Raw genomic sequence first — 20853 nt, forward strand, 5'->3', positions numbered from 1 at the left:
TGGCAGGCGGTTCGTCACAGGGCGGTCTGTCTTGGGGATCGTGCCATCCTAGGGACGCCGACGCCGGTGTGTACAGTGTTCACATCCGTCGGCGGATCAGGCTGCGGACAGGTCGTGTCCGCGGGCCGCCGGCTGCGCTCGCTCCGGTGCAGCCGGCGTCAGGCACCCTTCTTCTTCGATGCGCTCGACGCCGTCTTCGAGGCCCGTGCCCCGGAGGAGGCGGCCGCCTTCTTCTCCCCCGCGCCGGCACCGCGCTTGCGGTCGATGCTCTTCTTCAGCGCCTCCATCAGGTCGACCACGTCGCCGCCCTCGTCGGACTCGTCCTCGTCGGCCTTGCCGAACGTGGTGGACGTGTCGAACGCGTCGCCCTGCTCGAGCTTCTCGTCGATGAGGTGCTGCAGCTCGGCCTGGTAGTCGTCCTCGAACTCCTCGGGATGGAAGTCGCCGCTGAACTGCTCGACCAGCGCGGCGGACATCTTCAGCTCCTGCGGGGAGATCTTCGCCCTGCTCGTGACCGCCGGGAAGTCCACCTCGCGCACCTCGTCGGCCCACAGCATGGCCTGCAGCACCATCACCTTGCCGCGGGTGCGCAGCGCGCCGAGCCGCGTCTTCTGCCGCAGCGAGAACTTCACGATCGCGGTCTGATCCGCCTTCTCCAGCGTCTCGCGCAGCAGCAGGTAGGACTTCGGGGACTTGCCCACCGGCTCGAGGAAGTACGGCTTCTCGAACATGATGGGGTCGACCTGGTCGTTCGGGACGAACTGGACGACGTCGATCTCGTTGTGCTCCGAGGCCGGCAGGGACTTGAAGTCCTCGTCGGTGACGATGACGGTGCGGTCGCCGTCGTCGTACGCCTTGTCGATGTGCTGGTACTCGACCTTCTCCCCGCACACCTCGCAACGCCGCTCGTAGCGGATGCGGCCGCCGTCGGCGTCGTGCACCTGGTGGAACTTCACGTCGTGGTCCTCGGTGGCGCCGTACAGCTTCACCGGCACGTTCACCAGTCCGAACGTGATGGCGCCGGTCCAGATGGGTCTCATGGGCATCATTGAAACACCACGGCGTTCACGTCGTACAGGAACGGGCAGCATCGCGGGAACGAGGGGCACCGAGGGAGGCACGATGGCGGCAGGGCAGCAGACGGTCGAGATCGGCGGGCGACGGCTGCGGGTGAGCAACCTGGAGAAGGTGCTCTACCCCGCGACGGGCACGACGAAGGCCGAGGTGCTGCACTACTACGCGCAGGTGGCGCACGTGCTGATCCCGCAGGCCGCCTGGCGACCGGTGACCCGCAAGCGCTGGGTCAACGGGGTCGGCACCGCGTCCGAGCCCGGCCAGGTCTTCTTCCGCAAGGACCTCGAGGACGCGGCACCGGAGTGGATCCCCCGCGGGCGGATCGAGCACCGCACCAGCGCCAACGTCTACCCCCTGGCCAACGAGCCGGCGGTCCTGGCGTGGTTCGGTCAGCTCGCGGCCCTGGAGATCCACACCCCGCAGTGGCGCTTCGACCCGGCATTCCGGCCCCGCAACCCGGACCGGATGGTCCTCGACCTGGATCCCGGCCCCGGCGCGGGACTCGCGGAGTGCGCCGAGGTCGCCCGGCTGTGCCGGCAGATCCTCGACGCGATGGACCTCGACGCGGTGCCGGTGACGTCCGGATCGAAGGGCATCCACCTGTACGCCGAGCTCGCCGGGACGGCGACGTCCGAGCAGGTCAGCCAGGTGGCCCACGAACTCGCCCGGGCACTGGAGGCGGACCACCCGGACCTCGTCGTCAGCGACATGAAGAAGACGCTGCGGGCCGGCAAGGTGCTCGTGGACTGGAGCCAGAACAACGCGAACAAGACCACGGTGTGCCCCTACTCCCTGCGCGGCCGCGAGCACCCGATGGTCGCCGCCCCGCGGACCTGGGAGGAGCTGGACGACCCCGGCCTGGAGCAGCTGGATCTCGACGCGGTGCTCGAGCGGGTAGCCGACGGGCTCGACCCGATCGCCGCGCAGGGCTGGGTCGGCTCCCTCACGACGGAGCACGTGCGCACCGCCGGCGCGAGGTCGAGCGCCGCGGACGGGTCCGACGACGAGTCCGAGGACGACGCCGGCGCTGATCTGCTCGCCACCTACCGGGCCAAGCGTGATGCGGGGAAGACGCCCGAGCCGGTGCCGGAGACGCCGGCCCGGGGGAAGCACGAGCAGCCCACCGCCGGCTCCGACGCGGACAACCCGCCCACGTTCGTCATCCAGGAGCACCACGCCCGGCGGCTGCACTGGGATTTCCGGCTCGAGCACGCCGGCGTCCTCGTCTCCTGGGCGGTCCCCAAGGGTCCGCCGCTGAGCACGAGCGAGAACCGCCTGGCGGTGCAGACCGAGGACCACCCGCTCGAGTACGGCACGTTCGCGGGCACCATCCCGAAGGGCGAGTACGGCGGCGGCGAGGTCACCATCTGGGACCACGGAACGTACGAGCTGCAGAAGTGGCGGGACGGCAAGGAGGTCATCGCCGTCGTGCACGGGCAGCCCGACGGCGGCCTCGGCGGCGTGCCGCGCCGCTTCGCCTTCATCCACGCGACCGGCATGGGCGGGGACGCGAAGAACTGGCTCCTGCACCTGATGAAGGACCAGCCCGGCGACGAGGACGGACAGGCAGAGTCCGGCACGACGAGCGGTGCGGAGTCCGGCACGGCGAGCGACACGACGCCGGCCCGGAAGCCGAAGTCACGGTCGGACGCACCGGAGCACCCGTCGGCGTCCCCCGCGGACGACGAGCCGACGGCCGACGTCGAGCCGATCGCCCCGATGCTCGCGACCGCCGGCGCGGTCGAGGATCTGCGGGGAGCGGACTGGGCCTTCGAGATGAAGTGGGACGGCGTCCGGGTGATCGCCACGGTGACGACCGAGGGCGTCACGCTGGCCGCCCGGCACGGCGCGGACACCACCGCCACCTACCCGGAACTGGCCGAACTGGCCGAGCGGATCGACCCCGAGGTCCTCGCCGCGGGTCCGGTCGTGCTCGACGGCGAGGTCGTCGCGCTCGGCGCCGGCAATCGGCCGGATTTCGGCCGGCTGCAGAATCGGATGGGCCTCACCCGTCCGCGCGACGTGACCGCGGCGATGCGCCGCACGCCCGTGCACGTCATGCTGTTCGACGTGCTGCACCTGGGCGGGCGGTCCCTGCTGCGCACTTCGTACCGGAAGCGGCGTGCGCTGCTGGCCGAGGCGGTCCGGGAGGGCGGCCACGTGCACGTCCCGGACGCGTTCGAGGGTTCCGTGGAGGAGGCCGTCGAAGCGAGTCAGGAGCTGAAGCTCGAGGGCGTCGTCGCCAAGAAGCTCGCCAGCGTCTACCAGCCCGGCCAGCGCGCCCGCACCTGGATCAAGCTGAAGAACCAGACCCACCAGGAGGTCGTCGTCATCGGCTGGCGGGCGGGCAAGGGCGGACGGACCGGGAGCATCGGCTCCCTGCTCGTCGCGGTGCCGGACGAGGACGGTGTGCTGCGGTACGCGGGCCGGGTCGGCAGCGGCCTGAACGACGAGACGCTCACCGCGATGCGGCACGACTTCGCCGCCGCCGAACGGAAGACCCCGGCCGCCGAGGGGGTGCCCGCCGCGGACGCACGGGACGCGACCTGGATCCGCGCGGACCGGGTCGCCGAGGTCAGCTACGGCGAGCTGACCCGCGACCACCGGCTGCGGCACCCCGTGTGGCGGGGCTGGCGGCCGGACAAGGACGCGGCCGACGTCGCGTGGGAGATCCCCTGACGCACGGACGGTGACGAACGGCCCGTGACGCCGGCCGGGACACGCCGAGACGCGCCGAGATGGCGCCGCGGCTGCAGCGGCCGCGACCGGCACCATGGGTGCGTGAAACCCCAGGCCGGCGCCCCCGCCGACATCGTCGTCGCCGTCAATCCCACCGCTGCCTTCGGCCGCCACGGTGACGTCGGTGCCCGCGTGGCGCAGCGACTCGAGGACGCCGGGCACCGCGTGAGCACCCTGGTCCGCGACGACTGGGCGGCCCTGCTCGCCGCCGCCCGTAAGGCCGTCGCCGGGCTCGGCTCGGCGGTCGGCCCGGCGGCACTCGTCGTCGTCGGCGGGGACGGCATGGTCAACCTCGCCGCCAACGCGACGGCCGGCACCGGAGTGCCGATCGGCTTGATCCCCACCGGTACCGGCAACGACTTCGCCCGCACGCTCGGCATCCCGCACGCCGCCCCGGACGCCGCGATGGACCTGCTGCTCGCCGCCCTGGCCGGCGATCCCGAGAGCGCTGACCCCGCGGGCGGCGGCTCCCGGGCGGGCGAGCGCCCGGCCGGTGCCGCGGCGGGAACCGCCGTCGGCCGACCCGTGAGCACCGGTCCGGCCGTCGTGGACGCCGCCCTGATCACCTCCGCGACGGGCGAGCGCTGGTTCGCCTGCTCCCTCTCGGCCGGGTTCGACGCGCGGGTGAACGACCGCGCCAACCGGATGCGTCGGCCCTCCGGCCGGTCCCGCTACGTCGTCGCCCTGCTCGCCGAGCTGGCCCGGCTGCGGCCCGTCGCCTACCGCCTGGACCTGGACGGGCAGCGCTGGGAGACGCCCGCGGTCCTCGTCAGCATCGGCAACGGCGTGAGTCTGGGCGGCGGCATGAGGGTGACGCCGGATGCGCGCCTGGACGACGGGCTGGTCGACGTCATGGTCGTCGCACCGCTCGGCCGGCTCGCGCTGCTGCGCATCTTCCCGCGCGTGTTCTCCGGCACCCACGTGACCGATCGGCGGGTGACCATCCGCCGCGCCGCGCGGGTGCGGATCGAGGCGGAGGACGTCGTCGCCTTCGCCGACGGGGAGCGGATCGGCCCGCTGCCGGTCGAGGTCACCGTCGTCCCGGGTGCCCTGCGCGTCTGGGCGGCACGCGCCTGACGGGTCGCCGGCGAGCCGGTGCGTCAGTGCGTCAGCCCGGAGACCAGGTTGATCGTCGTGGCCAGCACGATCGCGCCGAGCAGGTAGGAGAGCAGCCCGTGCCGCAGCACCGTGCCCCGCACGGCGTCGGTCTTCAGCGCGGTGTCGGAGACCTGGAAGGCCATGCCCACGGTGAACGCCAGGTACGCGAAGTCCGCGTACATCGGGGGCTTCTCCTGGTTGAAGTCGACCCCAGCGCGGTCCCGGTAGAAGAGCGACGCGTACCGCAGGGTGAAGAGCGTGTGGACGAGGAACCAGGACAGGGCGATGCTGCCCAGGGCCAGCGCCACGATCAGGCTCTTGGTGTTCCCGTCGGCGTGGGAGGCGTCGATGAGGATGAGACCCACGCCGGCGAAGCTCGCCACCGTCGCCGTGAGCACGAGGGCGTCGGAGAGCCCCCGCCCCGGATCCTCCCGCCGGGCGTGCGCCGACGTCGCCGTGGCGTCGAGCCGACCGATCACGGCCCACACCCAGATCAGGTAGGTCGCCGAGGCCGCGGCCCAGCCGAACACCGGGGCGTACACCCCGTCGCCGAGCACCGTCACCAGCACCGCCACGGCCAGGCCGACGACGACCATCACGCTCAGCCGCAGCCGCGAGTGGTGGCGGGGGGTGTCGAATCGTCGGGGGGAGGGACCGCTCATGGGGGCGATGATGACACAGGCGCCTGCCCCCGGGCCGGACGACGCCCGAGGATCGACACCGACAGGTCGAACCCGGGCGAGAGAGGTGGCCGTCAGTGCAGCATCGGCAGCCAGGCGAGCGCGACGACGACGCCGAGCGCCACGCCGCCGATCACCTGAGCGCGGGTGTGCACACGCATCCGCACCCGGGACCACGCCACCACCACGGGCACGGCGAGCATCGCCCACCACGGCCCGCCGAGCCACCCGGCCAGCGTCACGGACACCGAGGCGGCGACGGCGGCGTGGGCGGAGATCTTCCACCACAGATTGACGACGAGCACCACGACCAGGCCCGTGGCGATGCCGCCCATGACGACGTAGAGGGCGCCCGGCGAGTGCAGCACCACGAGCAGGACCATGCCGACGCCACCGGAGACGAGCGTGCCGATGTACACGGGCGTCCGCTCGGTGCGCTCGGGCACGTAGTGGCCACTCAGCCGGCCACGCCGGGCGAGCACGACGATCACCGTCATCGGCAGCGCGATGGTGAAGCCGACGGCGACGACGGCGGCCAGCAGGGTGCGGGCCGTGACGCCGTGGGCGAGGGCGGCGATCGCCATCAGCAGGGAGGCGAGCACCGGCGGTGCGAGGACCTCGGACGCCACCCGGGCGAGCCGGTCCGCGGCCGTCGTGGACGCCGAGGGCGACGTCGAGCGTCCCGTCGCGGGAGGGATGCCGGGCCCGGGCGTCCGCGGCATGTCAGCCCGCCGGTGCGGCGTCGTCGGGCGCCCGTGGGGAACTGGAGATGAAGGCGTTCACCCAGCGCGCCCGCGGGTCGGCATCCACGAGCAGCGCCTTGAGCAGCAGGGTCGCCGGCAGCGCGACCAGCGCGCCGATCCACCCGAGCACCCAGTACCAGAACATCAGCGACAGGAACGACATCGCCGGCGTCACGCCAACGGACTCGCCCGTGAACTTCGGCTGGATGATCGACTGGATCACGAAGTTGAGCAGGCTGTAGGCGATCACGACGGCGAGCGCGGAGACCCAGCCGCCGTCGAGCAGGGCGAGCAGGGCGGGCGGCACGAGGCCGATCACGAACCCGATGTTGGGGATGTAGTTCGTCAGGAACGCCAGCACCCCCCACGCCCAGATCAGCGGGACCCCGATCAGAGAGAGGGCGATGACGTCGAGCACCGCGACGATCAGCCCGAACACCGTGGTGACGAGCCAGTAGCGCCGCACGCCCTGGGCAAAGGACCGCAGCGCGGTGGTGATGTGGGGGCGGCTCCGGGCGATCAGACCGAGCCGGTGCGGCAGGGACACCGAGTCGAGGGTGAGGAAGAAGACGGCGAGGATGAGGGTCGCGACGGCGCCGCTGACCGCCGTGACGTTGGAGAGCACCGGGGTCAGCAGGCTCATCACGCTCCCGGCGTTGACCCCGCTCAGGCCCTGCTGGATCATCGAGGCGCTCAACCCGAGCCCGTCCAGCCAGGTGAGCGCCTGCCGCCAGAGCGAGACGAAGGCGTCGTTGTGGTCCGGCAGTTCGATGACGAGCTGGCTGACGGCCCAGCCGGCGAGCAGGAAGAAGCCGAGGATGATCCCGACGACGATGACGAGGGACACGGTCGCCGCGATGAGCCGGTGCACGAACCGCTCGAGCCACTGCTGCAGCGGGTAGACGACGATCAGCAGGTTCAGGCCCAGGAAGACGGGGGCGACGACGTCCTTCGCGGCCTGCACGAAGAGCAGCACGACGATCAGGCCGGCCAGGCCGAGGACGACGGTGAGGAAGCGGGGGACGCGGCGGTGCGGGGCGGCTCCCCGGTCGGTCCGGTCGTCCGCCGGGCCGGTCACCGGCGCTGACGCCCGCGGTCCGGCGTCGTCGTCCTGTCCGGTGTCGGCGGGCGCCTCGGTGTCGTCGTCCTGCCCGGTGTCCGCGGGCGCCGCGTTCGCGGGCATGGCGGACACGGCGCTCGACCCGGTGTCGCCGGTACTGTCGGCACCGACGTCGCCGGCGTCGTCGTGGGATCGGCCGCCGTCGAGAGCGGTGGGATGCGTGCCGGGCCGGTCGCGGTCACTCACGACGCGTCCTCCAGCGGCTGGATCAGGGTCGGGTCCTCGGGGTCGACGGTCCGGGTGCTGTTGACCTTCCGGTCCACGGGGTAGTGGGTCACCGTGGACGCCACGGTCGAGGAGGTGTCCTCGAGCAGCTGCACCAGGTCCGTGGCCGCCTTCCCCTCGACCGGCTCGGGGTCGAGCCACCGCTCCCAGGTCTCCGGGGCGAGGAAGACCGGCATCCGGTCGTGCACCTCGCCCGAGGCGTCGCGGGCCTCCCGGGTGATGATGGCGAAGCTGATCGCCCAGCCGTCGCCCTCCTTGCGAGCGGCGCCGACCGCGGCGGCCGCGAGCAGGCCCGATGCGCCGTCCGGGCCGTGCAGGTAGAAGGGCTGCTTGCCGTCGTCCTGCTGCTCCCACTCGAAGTAGCCGCTCATCGGGAGGATGGCGCGGGCGCCGGCGAAGGCCCGCTTGAACAGGCCGTTGGTGGCCACGGTCTCCAGCCGCGCGTTGATCGGGGCGCGACCGCCGGGCTTGCCCCACCCCGGCGTGAAGCCCCAGCTGGCCGGCTCGAGTTCGCGCTTGAGCTGGCCGTCCGTGCCGCGGTGCTCCCGGACGAGGGGCGCGACCATGGTCGGGGCCATGCTGAAGGTGGGCCGCCAGTCCTGGGCCCGGCCCCCGTCCGCGACGAAGGCCTGGATCAGGTCGTCGACGTCCTTGTCCATCGCGAAGCGTCCGCACATGACCCCATTGTGCATTCCCGCCGCTGCAATCCCGCCGCTGCATTTCCACCGCTGATGCCCACGGTGCTCGTGACGACGTCCGCCCCGGGACGGAACCGGCCCGGGGCGGACGTGGAGAGGGTGCCGCCTAGACGTCGGCGGTCTGCCGCCCCGCCTGCTCTCCCTGCTCTCCCGCCCCGGCGTCGTCCTTCTTCTCCGGGGACACGAGCTGGAACCGCTCTCCGTCCGGGCCGGTGGCGCTGAGGATCCGGCCGTACTCGAAGTCCGAGGGCGGCTCCGTGACAGTGCCGCCCGCCTCGCTGATGGTGGCGACGACGGCGTCCACGTCGGCCACGCTGAACGCCACGTTCCACATCGAGCCGCCGGCTCCGGCGCCCTCGCCGATGCCGCCGGCAGCTCGCTCGCCGCCGGCGACGGAGAACATGGCGTACTTCATGCCGCCCATGTCCAGGTCCTCGTAGGTGAAGCCGAAGACGGCCGCATAGAACCGGCGCGCGGCGTCGTAGTCCGTGCTCATCACGTCGTCCCAGGCCACGGTGCCCGGTTCGTCGACCGCGTTGAACCCGGTGTGCTGCCCGGCCTGCCACACGCCGAAGGAGGCACCGGTGGGATCGGTGTACAGCGCCATCGACCCCATCCCGCCGACCTGCATCGGCGGGGCGATCACCTGGCCACCGTTGTCGGTGACGGCCCGGTGGGTGGCGTCGATGTCGTCGGTGGCCAGGTAGGTGGTCCAGACCGTCGGGGCGCCTTCCATCCCCTCCATCTGGGGACTCAGGCCCGCCGCGAGCTGACCGCCCGCCGATGCGTTGCTGTAGCCGCCGAACTCGGCGACCGGCTCGGAGAAGTCCCAGCCGAGGACGGCGCGATAGAACGCCTGCGTCCGGGCGATGTCGGGGACCATCATGTCGACCCAGCACGGGGTGCCGGCGGGCCACTTGTCGGGATGTGCGCTCATGGAAGTGCTGCCTTTCGGGCGAACGGGTCCGAGGAAGGTGGACACCGCCGCAGCCGCGACCGGCCTATGTGAACGCTGTCCACTTGGTGACGCTGCTCACCCTACGAGAATCGGCCGACGGCGACAAGGGTCCAGCGCCGCGCTTCCGGCACGGCTGCGGGGCGGGTAGATTCGGAAAACCGACAGCATGCTGATGAAAGGATGTCCCGTGTTCCATCCGAACGAGGCCGAGGGCGTGCACCGGGTCGAGCACGCGGGGGTCAACTGCTATCTCGTCGAGGACGGCTCCCGGCTGCTGCTCGTCGACGCCGGTCTGCCGGCGATGTGGCCGATGGTTCGCGCCGCCCTGCGGGGACTGGGCCGGTCGCCGCGCGACATCGAGGCGCTGGCGATCACCCACGGGCACTTCGACCACCTCGGATTCGCGCTGCGCCTGCAACAGGACCTCGACGTGCCCGTCCTGCTGGACCCCGCCGACGCCTGGATCGCCGCGCACCCCTATCGGTACCGGCACGAGCGCGCCCGGCTGTTCTACCCGTTCCGGTATCCCGGCGGCGTGCCGGTGCTGGCCCGGATGACCCTGGCCGGCGCCCTGGCCGTGCGCGGGGTGAGGAACCTGCGGCCCCTCGACGCGGAGGCGGCCGCAGGCCTGCCGGGGCGGCCGGTTCTCGTGGCCACCCCGGGTCACACCGCGGGGCACGTCGCCCTGCACCTGCCCGAGCGCGGCACGGTGATCACGGGGGACGCCCTCGTGACCCTGGACCCCTACACGGGGGCCACCGGCCCGCAGATCGTCTCGGCCGCGGCGACGGCGGACACCCGGCAGGCCGTGGCCTCCCTGGACGCGATCGCCGGTCTCGACGCGCAGATCGCCCTGCCCGGTCACGGCGACCCGTTCCGCGGGCGGGTGGCCGACGCCGTGGCCCAGGCCCGGCGCCAGCCCATCACCTGAGGCGCTCCCTCCTGCAGGGAGCCGCACGCCTCCGACTCAGTCGACGGACGCCACACCCCGGGTCAGCACCCGGAGGCGACACCCGTCGACGAGCCGCCGGACGAGGCTGCCGGACGACGCTCGGCGGCTCAGTCGGCCTGACGCATCCGCCGCCGCGCCGCGATCAGGAGCACGACGGGCACGGCGAGCAGGGCCAGCGGGATGAGCAGCAGCAGCCCCGAGGGGTGGCCGAGCATCGAGGCGAGGGACACCGCATCGGTCGCTCCGCGCAGCCGTTGCGTTCCCGAGGCCAGCTGGGTGGACCCGTCGGCCAGCTGGGTCGTCCCGTCGGCCAGCTGCTTGTTGCCGGCGGCCAGGCTGCCGGCGCCCGTGTTGGCGGCCGCGGCGCCCGTGGCGAGCCGGCTGGCGCCGCCGTCGAGCGTCTTCAGGCCGGTCGCGAGCTGACCGGCACCGGAGGAGAGCGTGGTGGCGCCGTCGTTCAGCGTGCCCGCACCGGTCGCCAGACGGGTCGCGCCGTCCGAGGCGGTCTGCGCGCCGACCAGCAGGGCGGGGGTCTTGGCCGCGAGCTCGGACGTGCCCGCCTGCAGGGTGCCGGCGCCGGTGGCGAGGCGGCCGTTGCCGTCGGCCAGCTGCCGTGACCCGTCGGCGACCTGGTGGGTACCGTCCCGCAGGGCCGCCGTCCCGGCGAGCAGGCCGGGCTGCTGCGGGTCGGTCGACCGGATCCCGGCGTCGATCTTCGTCAGTCCGGCGCGCAGGTCGTGCGCGCCGCGGGCGGCCTTGCCGCCACCCGCATCGAGCTGCTTCATCCCGGCAGCGAGGGTGCCCGTCCCGGCGGCGAGCGCCGCAGACCCGTCCCGGGCCCGGCCCGCACCGGCGTCGAGCTGCTTCATGCCGTCGGCCAGGGTGCCCGTCCCGGCGGCGAGCGCCGCGGAGCCGTCCCGGACCTTGCCGGAACCGGCGTCGACGGCGGCCGCGCCCGCGTTCAGCTGGGCCGAACCGGCGTCGAGCTGCGTCGACTTGATCACGACCTGTGCGGTACCGCCCTTGAGCTGGGACGCACCGGCGGCGAGCTTCTTGAGCCCGTCGACAAGGATGGGGTCGAGTCCGTGCGGGCTGGCTCCCACGTAGGCCTTGAGCTGCTCGACGCCGTCCTGCAGCTGCTTCGCCCCGTCGTCGAGCCGGTGGGCGTCGTTCACGGACGGGCCGGTTCCCGCGGCGAGCTGCGCGGTACCGGCGTGGAGCCGGGCGGCACCGTCGGCCAGGGCGGCGCTGCCGGCGGCGAGCTGCTTCGCCCCGGGATCCAGCTGACCGGTCACCGCGGTCGCCGCCTTCGTCGTCCCCGCGGCCAGGGCCGCGTTGCCGGCGGCCAGCTGCCTGGCGCCCGGGTCGAGCTGACCGCTGACCGCGGTGGACGCCTTGGTGATGCCGGCGGCCAGGGCGGCGTTGCCGTCGGCGAGCAGGGAGGACCCCGCGTTCGCCGCGGTCACCCCGGCCGCGAGGCGCTGCGCTCCGCCGGCGAGCCGGTCCGCGCCGGCCGCCAGCGTGCCGCTGCCGGTCGCGAGGCGCTGCGCCCCGGACTGCGCGTCCTGGGCACCGGCGGCGAGCTTGAGGGCACCGGCGTCGAGCTTCTTCGCAGCGTTGTCCGCCCGGGTGACGCCGTCCACGATCTTGACGGAGCCCTCCTGGAGGCTGGTCGCCCCGGTCGCGAGCCTGCCGGTGCCGTCCTGCAGCCGGCCGGCACCGTCGGCGAGCGCGCCGGACCCCGTGCGCGCCTTCGTGGCACCGGTGGCCAGTTCCTTCGAGCCGTCCCGCAGCCTGCCGGCGCCGTCCGCGAGCCGCTGGGCCCCGTCGGAGGCACGGCCGGCGCCGTCGTCGAGCCGACCGACGCCGTCCTGCGCCTTCGCCATGCCGTCGTCCAGCGCCGCGGCTCCGCTGGCCACCTGGGAGCTGATCAGTGCCCAGACGGCGACGGCGGCGACGAGCAGCAGGGCGAGGACGATCGTGATGGTGCGGTGCATCCGGCTGTGCTGCCGGTGCGCGAGATGGGCATTCATGGAGCTCCTCACCGGGCCGGCGACGGTGCCGGACCCGTTCGACGGCGCGCCGAAGGCACGCTCGGGCTGTGCGGGGCAGCGGCCGGAAGATCGTCCCGACTGCTCGAGGGACCGGGCCGGCGTCGGTGACGCCGCCATCGATCGGTCACACTCGGCGAGCTGATGTGATGCTGCTTACAGTTGTACCTACTGGTCAGTAACAACACAACCCGGTAACGGAAGAAAGTTTCCGAAAAGTGGTTCCTGCGGCCCGAACCGGGCGTCGGCGAGCGCGTGACCGAACCCGGACACGACGAAGGCCCCCTTCCGATGGAAGGGGGCCTTCGTTGCTGGTGCGCGAGGGGGGACTTGAACCCCCACGCCCTTTCGAGCACTGGCACCTGAAGCCAGCGCGTCTGCCAATTCCGCCACTCGCGCCAGTGACTCTCCTGCGAGATCGAACTCTCGGTCGGGAAGACCGTGAACCCGCCGCCCGGAGAACAGCAGGTACCAGCATAGCCCAGACCCGCGACGAACTCATAAACGAACGGGCACCGCCACGGCCCGGGGCGCTGGCTCGACGCCGCGGGGCGCGCCGCGCGGGACCCCGGATCAGCCCAGCCCGCGCCAGTAGTATCGGCAGTGACGATCTGTACACTGCTGCGAGTCGTGCCCGGAACCGGGCACGAGTCCGTGCACCCGCCGACAGGAGGACCGCCCATGGGACGGCTCGACGACGTCGAACGACGCCTCGAGAAGATCGTCCGTGGCGTGTTCTCCCGCGGCGGTGGTCGGCGCGTGGAGCCGGTCGAGATCGCCAGCGCCCTGCGCCGGGAGATGGACCTCAAGGCGATCGCCCTGACCGAGGGCCGCACCATCACGCCCAACGTGTTCGACGCCCGGCTCTCGGACGCCGACTTCGAGACGGCCCAGGAGTGGGGCACCGCGCTGGCCGAGGAGCTCTGCGAGGTGGTGATCAAGCACGCGCAGGGCCAGGGGTACGCGCTGCTCGGTCCCGTCCGTTTCTCCTTCCTCCACGACCCGGTGCTGCGCACGGGCGTCTTCGAGATCGACTCCCGGACCGAGAAGCAGCAGAACCGCGGTCCGCGCGATGCGGGACGAGGCCGAGCGGGAGGAACCGGAGCGGGACGGACCAGTTCGCGGTCCGGTTCGGTGACGGGCGGTCCGTGGCGCAAGGAGGTCGAGGAGAAGCGGCCCGTGCTCGAGATCCACGGGCAGCGCTACTCGCTCAACGCGCCCACCATCGTGCTCGGCCGGTCCTCCGAGGCCGACATCCTTGTCGACGACACCGGCGTCTCCCGCAAGCATCTGCAGATCCACACGCAGGACGGGCAGAGCGAGGCGGTGGACCTGGGGTCGACCAACGGCAGCTACGTCAACGGCCAGAAGATCCACGGCAGCGCTCCGCTCGCGGACGGGTCCGTCATCTCCATGGGCCGGACGAAGATCACCTTCCGCCTGCTCTCCTCCGGGGACGGGAGCCGCTGACATGGGCGAACTGACCGCCACCGTCCTCCGCTTCGCGTTCCTCGCCCTGCTGTGGATCCTCATCTTCTCCGTGCTGATCGCCATGCGCCGCGATCTGGCGGTGGGTCGCAGGGCGCGCACGTCCGCGGCCCGCGGGGCGCAGGTCGCGCCCGGACCCGAGGCCCCGGCCGCCCCTCCGCGGCAGCAGGCCCGACGCCTCGTCGTCGTCGAGGGCCCGCAGGAGGGCACGGTGATCGACCTCGCGGCCGGCCCGGTCATGATGGGCCGCGCCCAGGAGTCCACGCTCGTGCTCGAGGACGACTACGCCTCCGGCCGGCACGCCCGCCTCTTCCCCCAGGGCAGCCGGTGGTTCCTCGAGGACCTCGGCTCCACCAACGGCACCTTCGTCAACAACCAGCAGCTCACCCGCGCCGTGCCGATCGAGCCCGGGACCCCCATTCGGATCGGTAAGACGGTCATCGAATTGAGGCCGTGATGGCGCGAGTGCTCCGCTACGCGGCGCGGTCCGACGTCGGCAAGGTCCGCGCGAAGAACGACGACTCCGCCTATGCGGGTCAGTTCCTCGCCGTGGTCGCCGACGGCATGGGCGGCCACGTGGGCGGGGACGTCGCCTCCGCGTCGACGGTGCTCGACCTGGTCCACCTCGACCACCACAAGCACGACGACGACGGCGAGACGGTCCTCGCCGACGAGATCCAGACGGCCAACTCGCTGCTCAACGAGCTCGTCGACGCCAATCCCCGCCTGGCGGGCATGGGCACCACCGTCACCGCCCTGCTGCTGACCGGCGAGACGCTGCGCTTCGCCCACATCGGCGACTCCCGGGCGTACCGCCTGCGTGACGGCGTCTTCGAGCAGATGAGCATCGACCACACGTTCGTGCAGCGGCTCATCGACGAGGGCCGCCTGCGGCCCCAGGACGCCGAGTACCACCCCCACAAGAACGTGCTGATGCGGGTACTCGGCGACGTGGACGCCAGCCCGGAACTGGACCTGCACGCGTACGACACCCGGATCGGCGACCGGTGGCTGCTGTGCTCGGACGGCCTGACCGCCGTGGTCCCGAGCGGCGTCCTCGCCGACATCGTCCGCGGCGGCGGGCGGCTGCAGGACATCGTCGACACCCTGGTGGACCTCACCCTCTCGGGCGGCGCCCCGGACAACGTCACCGTGGTCATGATCGAGATCGTCGAGGGCGATCCCGGCGACACCCGCACGTCGCGACTGGCCGTGCTGCCGCCGTCGAGTCTGCGGGTGCTGCCGCGCCGGCGCCGCGACGCAGAGCCGGCAGCGGACGGGCCCGACGCCGCCGCAGGTGCGGGTGCAGCCGGTGACGGCGCCGGTGAGCGCTCGTCCGAGCCGATCGTCACCAGCGAGACCGGGCCCACGGGCGAGCGCGCCGCGGAGGCCGTCAGCGCCGGCGCGCTGCGCGAGGAGCTCGCCGGTCACCCGCACGTGCTCGTCGGCGCCGCGGCTCTCGCCACCGAGACCGGCCGGCTGCCCACGGTCGCCAAGCGCAGCGCCGATCGCCGGGCCGCTGCCCTGCTGCACCACGACGACGGTGAGGGCGGCGCCGGCGACGCGGCCGGCGGCTCCACCGGGCGGCGCCGCTCCCGCCGGCCCCTGGTCGCCATCGTGGCGGTCATCGCGATCCTCGCCCTCGTGGCCGCGGCCGGCTGGGGCTACGCGTGGACGCAGAGCCGCTACTACGTCGGCGAGGCCGACGGCGAGGTGGCCATCTACAACGGCGTCTCGCAGGCGCTCGGCCCCCTCAAGCTCTCGCACGTCGAGTCCCGCACCGGCATCCCGGTCGACGCCCTGCCCGAGTACTCGCAGGAACGGGTGCACATGACCGTCCCGGCGGACAGTCCCGACCGGGCCCGGCAGATCATCGCCGACCTGCGCCTGCCCGGGCCGGACAACCCGCTGCCGACGCCCAGCTGCACGCCGAGCCCGTCGGCGAGCGCCTCGCCGTCGCCGTCCCGCACGGCGACCCCGACGCCGTCGCGGTCCGCCGAGGCCCGCGGGGAACCGACCCGCAGCCCGTCGCCGCGGTCCACCGCGAGCAGCAGGCCCGGCGCGAGCGCCGAGACCCGTGCCTCCGGCAGCGCCACCCCGTCCCCGTCCGTGACCCCCTGTGGAGGGCAGCGCTGATGTCCCAGCTGTACACCGCACCGCGGTCCCGCCGGAACACCGAGCTGGTGCTGCTGGTCCTGGCCCTGGCCATCGCCATCGGTGCCGACACGCTCGTCACCATCAATCTCAGCCAGCCGTTCGGCTCGGCCTGGATCACCCGCGTCGTCGTGTTCGCGGCCCTGCCGCTGGTGCTGCACGTGGTGCTGCGCCTTCGGGCGAGATATGCCGATCCGGTCATGCTTCCGGTCGTCACCGCGCTCAACGGCATCGGCCTGGCCATGATCCACCGCCTCGACATCGCCAACGACGACGACGCCGCCACCCGGCAGCTCGTGTGGATGGCGATCGCGGTCGCCGCCGCCGTCGCGGTCCTCGTGGTGCTGCGCGACCACCGGGTACTGCGCCGCTACACCTACATCTCGTTCGCCCTCAGCGCCGTCCTGCTGGTGCTCCCCCTCGTCCCGGGCCTCGGCCAGGAGATCAACGGCGCCCGGGTGTGGATCCGGATCGGCTTCGGCTCCTTCCAGCCTGGGGAGATCGCCAAGATCACGCTCGCGATCTTCTTCGCCGGCTACCTGTCGACCAACCGGGACCTCATCCTGCTGGCCGGCAAGAAGATCGGGCCGCTGCAGTTCCCCCGCGCCCGGGACATGGCGCCGATGGTCGTCGCCTGGCTGATCGGCCTCGGCATCCTCGTGGTGCAGAGCGACATCGGCATGTCGGTCATGTTCTTCACCCTGTTCATGGTGATGATCTACGTCGCGACGAGCCGGTCCAGCTGGATTCTCATCGGCCTCGTGCTGGTCGCGGCCGGTGCGGTCTTCGCCTACACGTACATCAGCCACGTGCAGGCCCGCGTGGACGGCTGGCGCAACGCGTTCGATCCGGAGGTGTTCAACGCCGCCGGCGGCAGCTGGCAGATCGTCCAGGGTCTGTTCGGGCTCGCCAACGGTGGCCTGTTCGGCACGGGCCTCGGCCTCGGCCGCCCGGATCTGGTGACGTATTCCAACTCCGACATGATCGTCGCGGCGCTCGGCGAGGAGATCGGCCTGATCGGCGTCGTCGCCGTGGTGCTGCTGTACGTCATCCTCGTCTCACGCGGCATGCGCGCGGCGCTGGGCACCCGGGACGCGTTCGGCAAACTGCTCGCGTGCGGGCTGGCCTTCGCCGTCGCCGTCCAGTGCTTCGTCATCATGGGCGGCGTCACCCGGCTGATCCCGCTGACCGGCCTCACCACCCCGTTCATGTCCGCGGGCGGTTCGTCCCTGCTGGCCAACTGGATCATCGTGGCGCTGCTGCTGCTGATCTCGAACGCCGCCCGCCGGCCGGCGCCCACCGGCCCCATCCGGGAGAGCGATCTACCCGCGTCCGGCATCGACGTCGTCGAACCGCGCACCGCCGCGACCGCCGCCGTCCGGACCACCACGGGAGCCACCCCGGCCCCGGCCGCCCGCACTCGTCAAGGAGGGAGCGCCTCGTGAATCAGGCCATTCGTCACACCTGGGTCGTGGCCGCTGCCCTGCTCGTGCTGATCCTCGGATCCCTCACCTACGTCCAGTTCTTCGAGGCCGGACGCCTGCAGGCCAACCCCTGGAACAGCCGGAACCTGCTGCAGCAGTTCTCCAGCGACCGGGGGCCGATCCTCGTCGACGGTCAGCAGATCGCCTACTCGCGGCGCAGCAACGACCAGTACGACTATCAGCGGGTCTACCGGGACGCGCAGCTGTACGCGCCGCTGACCGGGTTCTACTCGCTGCTGAACATGACGGGCCTGGAGCAGGAGCTCAACCCGCTGCTGACCGGTAGCTCCGACCAGCTCTTCTACGACCGGATCACCCAGATCCTCTCCGGCAACCAGCCCCGCGGCGCGTCCGTGGAGCTGACGATCGACCCGCAGCTGCAGAAGATCGCCTACGACGCGCTCGGGGACCAGAAGGGCGCGATCGTCGCCCTGAACCCGAAGACCGGCGAAATCCTCGCGATGGTCTCCAAGCCGAGCTACGACCCGAACGCGATCGCCACGCACGACACGAAGAAGGCGAAGCAGGCGTACGAGTCGCTCGCCCAGAACGAGGCGAACCCGCTCTTCAACCGGGCGATCGGCGGCAACCTCTACTCACCCGGTTCCGTGTTCAAGATCATCGACACCGCGGCGGCCCTGGATTCCGGCAAGTACAACGCCGACAGCGTCCTGGAGAATCCGGCCGAGCTGGATCTGCCGGGCACGAACGCGACCCTGCCGAACTACCGGTACGGCGGCTGCTCGGCCCGCACCAGGGTCGACTTCTCGTTCGCCCTGGAGCAGTCCTGCAACACCCCGTTCGCGTCGATCGCGCTCGACCTCGGCAAGGACGCCATCGCGAACGAGGCGAAGAAGTTCGGGTTCGGTGAGCAGCTGGGCATCCCGCTGTCGGTGACCCCGTCGATCTTCCCGGAGGAGCTGAACTCCGCCCAGCTGGCGCAGAGCTCCGTCGGCCAGTTCGACGTCCGGGCCACCCCGCTGCAGATCGCGATGATGTCCGCAGCGATCGCCAACAACGGCGTGCAGATGAAGCCGAACCTGATCAAGGCGGTGCGGGCTCCCGACCTGACGCCGATCAGTACCTTCAAGCCGGAGCAACTGCGCACCCCGACCAGTGCGCAGACCGCGAACCAGATCAAGGACTGGATGGTGAACGTGGTGGACAAGGGCATCGCCAGCGGTGCCGCCGTGCCGGGCGTGAAGGTGGCGGGCAAGACCGGCACCGCCGAACTCTCGGCGCAGGGCCTGAACAACGCCTGGTTCACCGGTTTCGCACCGGCCGACGACCCGAAGATCGCGGTGGCGATCGTCGTGGAGAATGTTGATGTGGCCACGGGGGTCTCCCTGACCAGTCCGACGGCGAAGAAGCTCTTTGAGGCGGTGTTGAACAAGTGAGGCCCACCGGAGGCATCACCCTGGGCGACCGGTACGAGCTGACCGATCGGATCGCCATCGGCGGCATGGGCGAGGTGTGGAAGGCCCGTGACCAGGTGCTCGGCCGCATCGTCGCCATCAAGATCCTCAAGGAGGAGTACACCGGCGACCCCGGTTTCCTCGAGCGGTTCCGGGCGGAGGCCCGCCACACCGCGCTACTGAACCATCCCGGCGTCGCCAACGTCTTCGACTACGGCGAGGAGGAGGGATCGGCCTACCTGGTGATGGAGTACGTGCCCGGTCAGCCGCTCTCGACGATCATCGAGCGCGAGCGGGTGCTCTCCCCCGACCGGGCGCTGAACATCGTCGGGCAGTCCGCCCGGGCGCTCTCCGCCGCCCACGCGAAGGGCCTCGTGCACCGGGACGTCAAGCCCGGCAACCTGATGATCACGCCGGACAACCGGGTCAAGGTCACCGACTTCGGCATCGCCCGGCTCGCGGACCAGGTGCCGCTGACCGCCACCGGCCAGGTGATGGGCACGGCCCAGTACCTCTCCCCCGAGCAGGCGACCGGGCAGACGGCCACGGGTGCCTCGGACATCTACTCCCTCGGCGTCATCGGGTACGAGCTCGTCTCGGGTCACCGGCCCTTCACCGGCGAGTCCCAGATCGCGATCGCCCTGGCGCAGGTCAACGACGACCCGCCGCCGCTCGATCCGTCCATCCCGGCACCCGTGCGGGCCCTGCTGATGTCGATGCTGTCCAAGGACCCGAAGCAGCGGCCCGGCAGTGCCAGCGCCCTGGCCGCCGCCGTCGACGCGATCCGCGCCGGCAAGTACGACGACGCGCTGCGCGCCGTGCCGACCCTGGCCGCGTTCGGCCTCGGCGGCGCTCCGACGGGACGGACGGAGACCATCCGGCGTCCGGCGACCGCACGGACCCGGGCCGTCACCACCCAGAACCGGACCCCGAACACCGCCTCCCTGCCCGTCGCGGGAGCGGCCGGGGCCGCCGCCGGCGTCTCGGCGTCCCGCGCCGCGGATCCGGCGCTGGCCGACCAGGCGTGGGAGCAACGCCAGGACGCCGGGCGGGATCGCCGCCGCGCCCGCAGCCCGTGGACCTGGCCGCTCGTCGCGCTGATCGTGCTCATCCTGCTCGTCCTGGTGGCCGCACTGGCCTCGAACGGGCTGTTCACCGGCCGCGTCTCCACCCCGGCGAGCACGACGACGGCCGCCGCCGCGCGGACGACGACGCCGCCGTCCACCCCACCCTCCACCCCGCCGACGACGGCGTCCGCTCCGACCACTGCGGCCGCCAAGACGGTCGACGTGCGGGCCGCCGCCTACGAGGGGCGGCCGATCCGCGAGGTGCGGGCCGAACTCGAACAGCTCGGCCTGCAGGTGCGGGAGAACCCGCAGCCCTCGAACGACGTCGCCCAGAACCTCGTCACCGGGCTTGATCCGACCGGCACTCTGACCGCCGGATCGGCGATCACGGTGACGTACTCGACCGGACCGGAGCAGGTCACCGTGCCCCGCGATCTGGTGGGGAAGACGCGGGCCGAGGCGCAGTCGGCACTGCAGCAGCTGGGCCTGACGTACGCGGAGGAGGTCGTCGACAGCGACCGGGCGGCTGGTACCGTCGTGGAGGTCCCCGACGCCGGGCAGAAGGTCGACGCCGGGTCGTCGGTCACCGTCCGGGTCTCCCGCGGACCGTCAACGTCGCCGTCACCGTCGACGTCCTCTGCGGCCCCGTCGCCGTCGCCGAGCACGTCCTCCCCGAGTGCCACCGGCAACAACGGCAACGGCAACGGCGGCAACGGGAACGGTTCGACGAACGGTGCCGGGTCACCCGGGCAGAGCACCACCACCGAGGCGGCCGCAGCTCCCGCCGCGGTGCCCTCACCGGCCGCGACCGGCTCCACCGGTGCCGCGGCCGAGCCCCTGCCGGCGGTGTCACCGACCAGCGCCGCCCAGGGCTGACCGGCCCCGGCCGAGGCCGGCACACCGACGG

Annotated in this window: 16 protein-coding genes and 1 tRNA gene; 9 read left to right on the forward strand and 8 right to left on the reverse strand. The window is 72.3% G+C overall.

Annotated elements, in window-relative coordinates; all coding sequences use genetic code 11:
• Nucleotides 1–158 precede the first annotated feature (158 nt).
• A complete protein-coding gene (locus tag BGP79_RS06915; RefSeq protein ID WP_076694070.1) occupies nt 159–1040 on the reverse strand; it encodes a Ku protein in 882 nt (293 codons plus the stop codon).
• Between the two features lie 82 nt (nt 1041–1122).
• Between BGP79_RS06915 and BGP79_RS06920 the strand changes: the two genes are divergently transcribed.
• Nucleotides 1123–3753 (forward strand): ATP-dependent DNA ligase, encoded by a 2631-nt coding sequence (locus tag BGP79_RS06920; RefSeq protein WP_076694072.1) that lies wholly within the window; start codon nt 1123–1125, stop codon nt 3751–3753.
• A 102-nt stretch (nt 3754–3855) separates the two neighbouring features.
• Nucleotides 3856–4890, forward strand: a complete 1035-nt coding sequence (locus BGP79_RS06925) for a diacylglycerol kinase family protein (protein ID WP_076694074.1) — start codon at nt 3856–3858, stop codon at nt 4888–4890.
• Between the two features lie 23 nt (nt 4891–4913).
• On the opposite strand, the gene BGP79_RS06930 is transcribed toward BGP79_RS06925, so the two are convergent.
• The 5 genes from BGP79_RS06930 to BGP79_RS06950 form a co-directional block, all read right to left on the reverse strand.
• On the reverse strand, nt 4914–5573 hold the full coding sequence (locus tag BGP79_RS06930) for a DUF1345 domain-containing protein (RefSeq protein WP_076694076.1): 660 nt from the start codon (nt 5571–5573) through the stop codon (nt 4914–4916).
• A 92-nt stretch (nt 5574–5665) separates the two neighbouring features.
• Nucleotides 5666–6313, reverse strand: coding sequence for a phosphatase PAP2 family protein (locus BGP79_RS06935; RefSeq protein ID WP_083701665.1), 648 nt, complete (start codon nt 6311–6313; stop codon nt 5666–5668).
• A 1-nt stretch (nt 6314) separates the two neighbouring features.
• The gene (locus tag BGP79_RS06940) at nt 6315–7640 is read right to left on the reverse strand and encodes an AI-2E family transporter (RefSeq protein WP_233121242.1); all 1326 of its coding nucleotides are present in this window, start codon (nt 7638–7640) and stop codon (nt 6315–6317) included.
• Nucleotides 7637–8356, reverse strand: coding sequence for an SOS response-associated peptidase (locus tag BGP79_RS06945; protein ID WP_076694078.1), 720 nt, complete (start codon nt 8354–8356; stop codon nt 7637–7639). The genes BGP79_RS06940 and BGP79_RS06945 overlap by 4 nt, the downstream gene beginning before the upstream one ends.
• Nucleotides 8357–8483: 127 nt before the next feature.
• The gene (locus BGP79_RS06950) at nt 8484–9314 is read right to left on the reverse strand and encodes a VOC family protein (RefSeq protein ID WP_076694080.1); all 831 of its coding nucleotides are present in this window, start codon (nt 9312–9314) and stop codon (nt 8484–8486) included.
• Nucleotides 9315–9522: 208 nt separating this feature from the next.
• Between BGP79_RS06950 and BGP79_RS06955 the strand changes: the two genes are divergently transcribed.
• On the forward strand, nt 9523–10266 hold the full coding sequence (locus BGP79_RS06955; RefSeq protein WP_076694082.1) for an MBL fold metallo-hydrolase: 744 nt from the start codon (nt 9523–9525) through the stop codon (nt 10264–10266).
• Nucleotides 10267–10394: 128 nt separating this feature from the next.
• Here BGP79_RS06955 and BGP79_RS17065 read toward each other — a convergent pair whose 3' ends face one another.
• Both BGP79_RS17065 and BGP79_RS06965 read right to left on the reverse strand, forming a co-directional pair.
• Nucleotides 10395–12320 (reverse strand): hypothetical protein, encoded by a 1926-nt coding sequence (locus BGP79_RS17065; protein WP_076694084.1) that lies wholly within the window; start codon nt 12318–12320, stop codon nt 10395–10397.
• A gap of 330 nt (nt 12321–12650) precedes the next feature.
• A tRNA-Leu gene (locus tag BGP79_RS06965) sits at nt 12651–12737 on the reverse strand.
• 282 nt (nt 12738–13019) lie between these two features.
• Between BGP79_RS06965 and BGP79_RS06970 the strand changes: the two genes are divergently transcribed.
• From BGP79_RS06970 to BGP79_RS06995, 6 genes are read left to right on the forward strand one after another with little or no spacing between them, the layout of a single operon-like run.
• Nucleotides 13020–13808, forward strand: a complete 789-nt coding sequence (locus BGP79_RS06970) for a DUF3662 and FHA domain-containing protein (RefSeq protein WP_076694086.1) — start codon at nt 13020–13022, stop codon at nt 13806–13808.
• Nucleotide 13809: 1 nt separating this feature from the next.
• Complete coding sequence (locus BGP79_RS06975) at nt 13810–14283, forward strand: FHA domain-containing protein (protein ID WP_076694088.1); 474 nt, start codon at nt 13810–13812, stop codon at nt 14281–14283.
• Entirely contained in the window at nt 14283–15962 is a 1680-nt protein-coding gene (locus tag BGP79_RS06980; protein WP_076694090.1) for a PP2C family serine/threonine-protein phosphatase, read from the forward strand. Before BGP79_RS06975 ends, BGP79_RS06980 begins: the two co-directional genes overlap by 1 nt.
• Nucleotides 15962–17425 carry an FtsW/RodA/SpoVE family cell cycle protein gene (locus tag BGP79_RS06985; RefSeq protein WP_076694092.1) on the forward strand — a complete coding sequence of 488 codons (1464 nt, stop codon included), beginning with the start codon at nt 15962–15964 and terminating at the stop codon, nt 17423–17425. The genes BGP79_RS06980 and BGP79_RS06985 overlap by 1 nt, the downstream gene beginning before the upstream one ends.
• The gene (locus BGP79_RS06990) at nt 17422–18861 is read left to right on the forward strand and encodes a penicillin-binding protein 2 (protein WP_076694095.1); all 1440 of its coding nucleotides are present in this window, start codon (nt 17422–17424) and stop codon (nt 18859–18861) included. The genes BGP79_RS06985 and BGP79_RS06990 overlap by 4 nt, the downstream gene beginning before the upstream one ends.
• Nucleotides 18858–20822, forward strand: coding sequence for a protein kinase (locus tag BGP79_RS06995; RefSeq protein ID WP_076694097.1), 1965 nt, complete (start codon nt 18858–18860; stop codon nt 20820–20822). Before BGP79_RS06990 ends, BGP79_RS06995 begins: the two co-directional genes overlap by 4 nt.
• Nucleotides 20823–20853: the final 31 nt, after the last annotated feature.

It is taken from the genome of Tersicoccus sp. Bi-70 (assembly GCF_001968825.1).
Classification (GTDB): domain Bacteria; phylum Actinomycetota; class Actinomycetes; order Actinomycetales; family Micrococcaceae; genus Tersicoccus.